General features: G+C 52.3%; 4 protein-coding genes and 1 pseudogene. 3 read left to right on the top strand and 2 right to left on the bottom strand.

The window, feature by feature from the left end; all coding sequences use genetic code 11:
• A partial coding sequence (malQ, locus tag R3177_RS11615) for a 4-alpha-glucanotransferase (protein ID WP_318971193.1) occupies window positions 1-2,085 on the bottom strand: 2,085 nt, incomplete at its 3' end.
• Window positions 2,072-2,518 carry an AraC family transcriptional regulator gene (locus R3177_RS11620; protein ID WP_318971194.1) on the bottom strand — a complete coding sequence of 149 codons (447 nt, stop codon included), beginning with the start codon at window positions 2,516-2,518 and terminating at the stop codon, window positions 2,072-2,074. The genes R3177_RS11620 and malQ, both read right to left, overlap by 14 nt.
• A gap of 439 nt (window positions 2,519-2,957) precedes the next feature.
• Here R3177_RS11620 and R3177_RS11625 point away from each other — a divergent pair, with 439 nt between their 5' ends.
• The 3 genes and pseudogenes from R3177_RS11625 to R3177_RS11635 form a co-directional block, all read left to right on the top strand.
• On the top strand, window positions 2,958-5,798 hold the full coding sequence (locus R3177_RS11625) for a TonB-dependent receptor (protein WP_318971195.1): 2,841 nt from the start codon (window positions 2,958-2,960) through the stop codon (window positions 5,796-5,798).
• Window positions 5,799-5,917: 119 nt separating this feature from the next.
• Window positions 5,918-7,420 (top strand): tryptophan halogenase family protein, encoded by a 1,503-nt coding sequence (locus R3177_RS11630; RefSeq protein ID WP_318971196.1) that lies wholly within the window; start codon window positions 5,918-5,920, stop codon window positions 7,418-7,420.
• An 18-nt stretch (window positions 7,421-7,438) separates the two neighbouring features.
• Window positions 7,439-7,655: pseudogene (locus R3177_RS11635) on the top strand (hypothetical protein); the annotation flags it as partial.

A 7,655-nucleotide genomic window follows, 5' to 3' on the forward strand; every position in this document is an offset into this window, starting at 1 on the left:
CGGCAATTTACGCCGCCAGTTTGGGTATTCTGTGCTGGTGCCGGGGATATTAACCGGGGTGGCAACCAGCAGTAAATCTTCCAGCTGATATGCCATTAAACGCGCAGGCGTGGCGGCAAGATACAAATGGCTGTTCTGCACCAGTTGCCTGACATTACCCGGTTCAAGCTGTAACTGCTGACATAACAGCTGCTTTTCGTCTTTTCGCAATTGCGCCAGATTGGCAGCAATGCGGGCGCTGGGAAATAAATCCAGCTGATGGCGCAATGCTAAATCGTGTTCATGCCAGTAGCCTACCAGCGTAGGCATATCGTGGGTGGTAACGGTGGCCAGAGACAATGCCGGATAGGTCTGGTCACGGTGCTGATAACTGCCGGGTTTCTGCTCCAGCATAAATACCCGGTAAGACAACACCTGATACTGGGTCATTAACTGGCTGATGGCTGCCGGTACTGTGCCGAGGTCTTCACCAATCACCACGCAGTGATTGCGCTGGCTTTCCAGTGCCATAATGGCAAATAAATCGGCAGCCGGCATGCTGATGTAACCGCCTTGGGTCGCATCTGCGCCAGGCGGGCAGCACCACAACCGTAACAGCGCCATCACATGGTCCAGTCTGAGCGCACCTGCATAGCGCATATTGGCACGGATCAGTTGAATAAAGGGCTGATAAGCCTTTTGCCTCAGAGTATGCGGGTTGTAGGCAAGCAGCCCCCAGTTCTGTCCTTTCGGTGCCATAATATCCGGCGGTGCACCGACGCTTAACTGCATCAGAAAGTCTTCAGGTGCACTCCAGCTCTCAGCACTGTTACTGTTAGCACCGACGGCCACATCGCAATACAGCCCAATCGCCATGCCCTGTTGCTGACACTGTTGTTTTACCTCGGCCAGTTGCTGCTGGGCCAGCCACTGCAGATACAACTGCTGATGAATGGCATCAGTGTGTTCTTGTGCAAATTGCTGCACCGCGACACTGTGCGGGTTCTGATACGCTGGCGGGAAATTCTGCCAGCTGGCCATCGTGGTATCCTGGCTGAACAACACCGCCTGCAATACCTGATAACGGGCCAGGTGCAGCAGGCTTGGGTCACTTTGCTCAATAAACTGGTTAAACTGCTGGGCCCGCTCACTGTTGCTGGCTAAGTGCTGCTGTTTAAAATGCTGATACAGTACCGTGGCCATTTCAGCTTTCAGGCTGCTAACCGCGTGGTAATCGACATCGGCGGCGGCCCGGCAGTGCTGCAAGCGGGCCTGAAAGGCCGGGCTTTGCAGTAATTGCTGGGCCTTTTTGCACTCGGCAAATTCGGGGCTCTGTTCCAGTGCCACATACAGCGTATTGAGCCATAACCGGCTATTCGGGCTGTAGGGACTGCAATCCTGCGGCAGGCCGGGATACAGCGCATGCAAAGGGTTCAAACCAATAAAGTCATTACCGAGTTCCGCAAGCGGCGCCACCAGATTTTTTAAATCGGCAAAGTCACCGATACCCCAGTTGCGGCTGGAACGCAGTGCATAAAGCTGAACAGCCGGGCCCATCGTTTTATGTAACACCGCCTGATCCTGCAGCTGAAAGCAGCGGTTTGGGGTGACAATAAGCTGTTGCTGGTAGCTCTGGCTGTCAGCATTGGCGGTACTGCGTTGCGGGGTTAACGTCAGTTGGTGATAGCCCGGGCCCAGTTCCACATCAAGGCTCAGGTTGGCAGCCAGATACTCGGTGTCGGCAAATTGCTGACGGGCAATAATATCGCTGGTGCTAATCCGCAGCTGACCAGAATAGCTTTGCTGTTGTTCGGTCTCAAGCTGCCACTGCCACTGACTGTGTGCAGTGGCCGCAGGCTGCTGGATCCTGACGGTAACAGGCTGTTCTTCAGCCAGTACCTGCACTGGCGCGACGATTTCTGCCCACGGTTGTTGTTGCAGCTGGCTTATCTGTCTGGCAATAGCGTCGCTGCTGCTTAAATCATAACCCATGGCTTCCAGCAGCGCCTGCTGATCAGCCAGCGCAATGTGCTCAACATGCCCCTGGGCATGTACATAGCTGTCCTGCAGGCCTGCTAACGCTGCGAGTTGCTTAATTGGTTCCATACATCACCTGTCGGCTGGCCAGGGGTTGCCCTGGATAAGAACGGCTTATTGTTGTGCTGCTGCGCTGACGGTAAACACCGGGCGGGCAGCCTTGCCAGCTTTTAAAGGCTTTTTGAAAACTACTCTGTTCTTCAAAACCAAGCTGGGTAGCAATTTGTTGAATATTAAAGGTGTTATCTTTCAGGTATTGCTGCGCCAGCTGGTGCCGGCATTCATTAACTAACTGCCGGAAGCTGGTGTTACTGCTTTGCAAATAACGCTGCAGGGAGCGGCTGCTGACATTCAGTCGGCTGGCTATGTCATTTAGCCGGGGTACCTGTGGCAATTGCCGGCAAATCTGTTGTTTTAGCAGCGCCAGCTGGCAGTTACGCCTGCTGTTGCTATCCTCATCAATTGGGCGGTAACGCCAGAAACCATGGCTCGCGATAGTCATAGTGCATTGCTCCGAATTGGCAGCAAAGCAAAATCCCTGGCTTTGCCCGTCACTGCCATTAATTGGTGCAAGCATAAAACAACGTTGGACTATAGTTAAACATGCTGCATACGTATGCAGCGAAAATAGCCGGCAGGGGCGTACCGGCAAGCAGGATAATCAGCCGCATTTCAGCAGATAACAGGCACAAACGGACAGACCTGAAAAATTTGCTGCTGGCATGATCAGTAAGGCCTGCACTGTAATCGTGCATGGAATAGCCGCTTTGCTCCGGCATTGTGCATTAAGCTGCTTATGAATACGTATTCATATTGAGCTTACGCCCGAATAAGTTTAATAAATGACCATAGTAAAAGTGGATTAGTAAGTTTTCACCGGATACAAAATACCGGAACTGCTTTACTGCTGAACAAAAACAACCTCACCGGGGACAAGGGTAATGAAAAACTTTAAACTGAATATGCTAACGGTCGCTCTGATTGCAGCCGGCGCCAGCTCAGCGGCTGTTGCTCAGCAAAATAATGATGCGAACGCGCAGGCAACAGAAGATAATATCGAAGTGATTGCGGTAACGGGCTACCGTGGCAGTCTGCAAAAAGCGCAGGCAATTAAAATGAGCGAAAGCTCGGTGGTGGAAGTGCTGTCAGCAGAAGATATTGGTAAGCTGCCTGACACCAGCATTGCTGAGTCACTGGCACGTTTACCTGGCCTTGCCGGTGAGCGTCGCAACGGCCGCACCAGTGGTTTATCGGTACGCGGCTTTAACGAAAACTACGTCGGTACCTCATTAAACGGCCGCGAGCTGTTAGGTATGGGTGATAACCGTGGCGTGGAGTACGACCTGTATCCGTCAGAAATTGTATCAACCGCTGTGGTTTACAAGACCCCGGATGCAACCATTACGGCGCAGGGTATCGGTGGCACCATCGACCTGCAAACCGTCCGGCCGCTGACGGCCGAATCGACCCTGACCTTTAATGCCAATTTTGAGCAGAATGGTAAGTCATCAGGCAACCCTGATTTTGACAATAGCGGTCACCGTTTTTCGGTCAACTTTGTTGATAAATTTATTGATGATACGCTGGGTGTTGCTCTGGTAGTGTCGTCAATGGAAACACCACGGCAGGAGCAGCAGTTCCGCGGCTGGGGTTATGCTAACGTTAATCTGGACAATCCGCGCCGGGCGACCGACCCGGTAGACGTGCCAGCAGGCACTGTGGTGCTGGGCGGCCACGACTCCTTCACCCGTTCAGCGATGCTGGAGCGCGATTCGTTCGCCGTGATCGTCGAGTATCAACCGACCGACAAACTGACTGTTAACTTCGACGCCCTGTATATCGACTTTGTTGAAAATGATGTGCGCCGCGGTCTGGAAGAAGGTGGTGCTGAGTGGGGTACCGGCGCTTATACGATTACCGGTGTCGAAAATGGACTGGTGACCTCTGGTTATTATGATGGCTTTCATTCTGTTGTCCGTAACGATGCCCGTCGTCAGGAAGCTGATTTACTGACCTTTGGCTTAAATCTGGAATATGAGCTGAGCGATGACTGGACAGCACAGCTGGATATGTCCAGCGGCGAAGTGGAAAAAACCATTACCGACGTTGAAAGCTATTCCGGTGTTGGTCGCGCGGGAACTGATGGCCGGCCACTGGCTGCCCGCAGCTGGACAATGACCCCGACCGGCGTGGTTTACAGTGATCACCCGACCTTGCCGGGTGTTGATTACACTGACGCCAGCCTGATGCGTTTAGCCGGGCCACAAGCCTGGGGTGGCGCACTGTCACCAATTGATCGTTTTCAGGGTGAACCCGGTTTCGGCCCGGAAACTGCGCAGGATGGCTTTGTTAACCAGCCGGATTTCGACGAGACGCTGGACAGCGTAAGACTGCAATTTAACGGCTTTGTTAACTGGGGCATTATTACCGGCGTGGAAACCGGCGTAATGTATCAGGAGCGGGTTAAAACCAAGATTAACAATGGTGCTTTCTTAACCGCACCAAGCTGGCCGGACGATGTCGCTATCCCTAACCCGATTGGTGTGGCTGACTTAAGCTTTATTGGCATTGAGGGCGTGACGGCGTACGACAGTTTAGGTCTGTATAACAGCGGTTACTATATTGAAACCGATGCTGCACTGCTGGAGAACGGTCGCTTTGGTGACACTTACAGCATTTCAGAAGAGCTGACCACGTTATTTGCCAAGTTTGATATGAATACCGAAGTCGCCGGCATGATGGTGCAGGGTAACTTTGGGGTGCAGGTGGTTAATGCCAAGCAAAGCGGTAAAGGTTTCAGCACTACCAGCAATGCCCAGGGCTTCACCGTCGCAACCCCGGTCAGTGACAGCGCCGATTATACCGATGTCCTGCCAAGCCTGAACGTCAGTGTTGAAGTTGCCGATCGTCAGTACGTACGTACCGCTGTGTCTAAAGTGATCAGCCGGCCGCGGATGGATAACCTGCGACCCAATGCTCAGGTCACGTTCCAGTTTAATGATTCAAATATTCTCAGTGAAGACCCGGAAAACAGTCCCTGGGGCGGTAATGCCGGTAATACTCAGCTGAAGCCGCTGGAAGCCAATCAGTTCGATTTGGCCTATGAGAATTACTATCATGATAATGGCTTTATTGCCGCCAGCTTCTTCTTTAAAGATCTGAAAAACTGGCATCGTAATGAAACGGTACTTGCCGACTTCTCTGACGTCTATATTCCAGGCTACCACCAGTCGTCTGATGCTACCGGTAATCAGCCCCCTGCAACCTTCCTTGGCGGTATTTCTCAGGTCACTGATGGCTTACAGGGCTTTGTTCGTGGTTATGAGTTCCAGGCCAGTGTGCCGTTCGAGATCGTCCATGAAGCGCTGTATGGCTTTGGGGTTGTGGCCAGTGCCACCTTTATGGACGGCAAGCTGGATGACGGCGGCCGGGTACCCGGCTTATCAGAAGAGGTTTACACCTTAACCGCTTATTACGAGTATAAAGGGTTTGAATTCCGGATCTCCGGTACCAAGCGTGATGAGTTCTTAAGTGAAACCCGTGGCCTGAGTTTATCTCTGACCACAGTAGAAGACCGCGGTGCTGAACTGTGGGATGCCCAGATTGGCTATGACTTCAGTGAGTCGAATATTGATGCGCTGGACGGCCTGCGGGTGACGTTCCAGGTGCAGAATATCACTGATGAGCCCACGCTTAAAACCAACGGTGCAGATGTCCGTCAGGTTACTGAGTATCAGAGCTTTGGTACTAACTACATGTTAGGACTAAACTACACGTTCTGATTATTCTGCCAGGCTGCGCCTGTTGCCATGGCAGCAGGCTGGCCGCAGGTAGCACAGGTTCTCCCTGATAAAAGCCCGGCCTGGTTTAATGGCCGGGCTTTTTTTTCGAGTAATGACATATGAGCAATGCAGTAAATAACGCAGTAAAAAAAGTAGTGATACTGGGCGGTGGCACCGCCGGCTGGATGACCGCAGCGCTGCTGAAAAAAGTATTAGCCGGCGCAGTTGACATTGAACTGGTGGAATCTGAAGATATCGGCACTGTCGGGGTCGGCGAGGCCACGATCCCGCCTATCCGGTTGTTTAACAATGTGATGGGCATCAATGAAGCCGAGTTTTTACGGGAAACCAAGGCAACCATTAAACTGGCGATTAAATTTGAAAACTGGCGGGTACCGGGCGAGGGCTACTTTCATACCTTCGGTGCTCCTGGCAAAAGCCTGGCCTTTTGTCATTTTCATCATTTATGGCTTCGGGCCCGTCAGCATGGCGATACCAGCAGTTTATGGCAGTACGACTTAAACTACCTGTGTGCGATGGCCGGCAAATTTGCGCCGATTAACGCCAAAGACAGCATTCTGGAACTGCCCTATGCCTATCACTTTGATGCCGGCCTGTACGCCCGCTACCTGCGCAAGCTGAGCGAGCAAATGGGGGTGGTGCGGCATGAGGGCAAAGTGCAGCAGGTATTTCAGCACGCCAATGGCGATATAAAGTGCCTGGTACTGGACGCTGGCCGGGAGCTCAGTGGCGATTTATTTATCGACTGCTCTGGTTTTCGTGGTTTGTTGATTCAGGACAAACTGAACGCCGGCTATGATGACTGGAGTCATTTTTTACCGTGCGATCGCGCCGTAGCGGTGCCCTCCGAGCGCTTTGAAAAAACGGTGCCCTACACCCGTTCGATTGCTCACAGCGCCGGCTGGCAGTGGCGTATTCCGCTTCAGCATCGTAATGGCAATGGCCTGGTGTACAGCAGTGCCCATTACAGCGACGAGCAGGCTGCTGATCTGCTGATGGCAAACTTAGAGCGTCAGGCGCTGGCTGAGCCAAAGTTTCTGCGTTTTAAAACCGGCCGCCGCCGCAAGCAATGGCAGCGGAACGTGGTGGCTGTGGGTTTGAGCAGTGGTTTTTTAGAGCCGCTGGAGTCGACCAGTATTCACCTGATCCAATCGGCGGTGGTGCGGCTTATCCAGCTATTTCCGCACAATGGTATTTGCCATAGTACGGTTAATGAATATAACCGGCAGTCTGAGCTGGAATTTACTCAAATTCGTGACTTCCTGATTTTGCACTATCACGTCAATCAGCGCAGTGACAGTCCGTTCTGGCGCGATATGCAACAGCTCGCTATTCCTGACAGTTTACGCCAGAAAATCGCCATTTTCGCCGACAATGGTCAGCTTTTCCGTGAGCAGAACGACTTGTTTCTGGAGAGCTCCTGGTTGCAGGTGATGCTGGGCCAGGGGATTGAACCGAAAGATTATCATCCGATAGCCGCTAATTTCAGCCCGGAAAAGCTACGCGATATGCTGGCCAGTATCCGGGCAATTAAGCAGGAACCGCTATCTAAACTGCCGGATCATGATACCTACATTCAAACGATGATAAACCATAATTAACCAGGGAGGACATACGTTATGTCTGTTCGACAATTTGGCCCTGCTTTATGCTTGCTGGCCGCGTTACTGCTCAGTGGCTGCGTCGGCAAAAATCCCGGCAACGGCACTGTGGTCTCTGCAGCTAAGGAAACGGTTATGACCGACAATTATGATGCACGCTATCAGCCTGAGCCTTACGTTAAGCTTAGCCATCCACAGTGGAGTAAAGATGCGGTTATCTACCAGATAAATACCC

The organism is Arsukibacterium sp. (assembly GCF_033722355.1).
Taxonomy (GTDB): Bacteria; Pseudomonadota; Gammaproteobacteria; order Enterobacterales; family Alteromonadaceae; genus Alishewanella.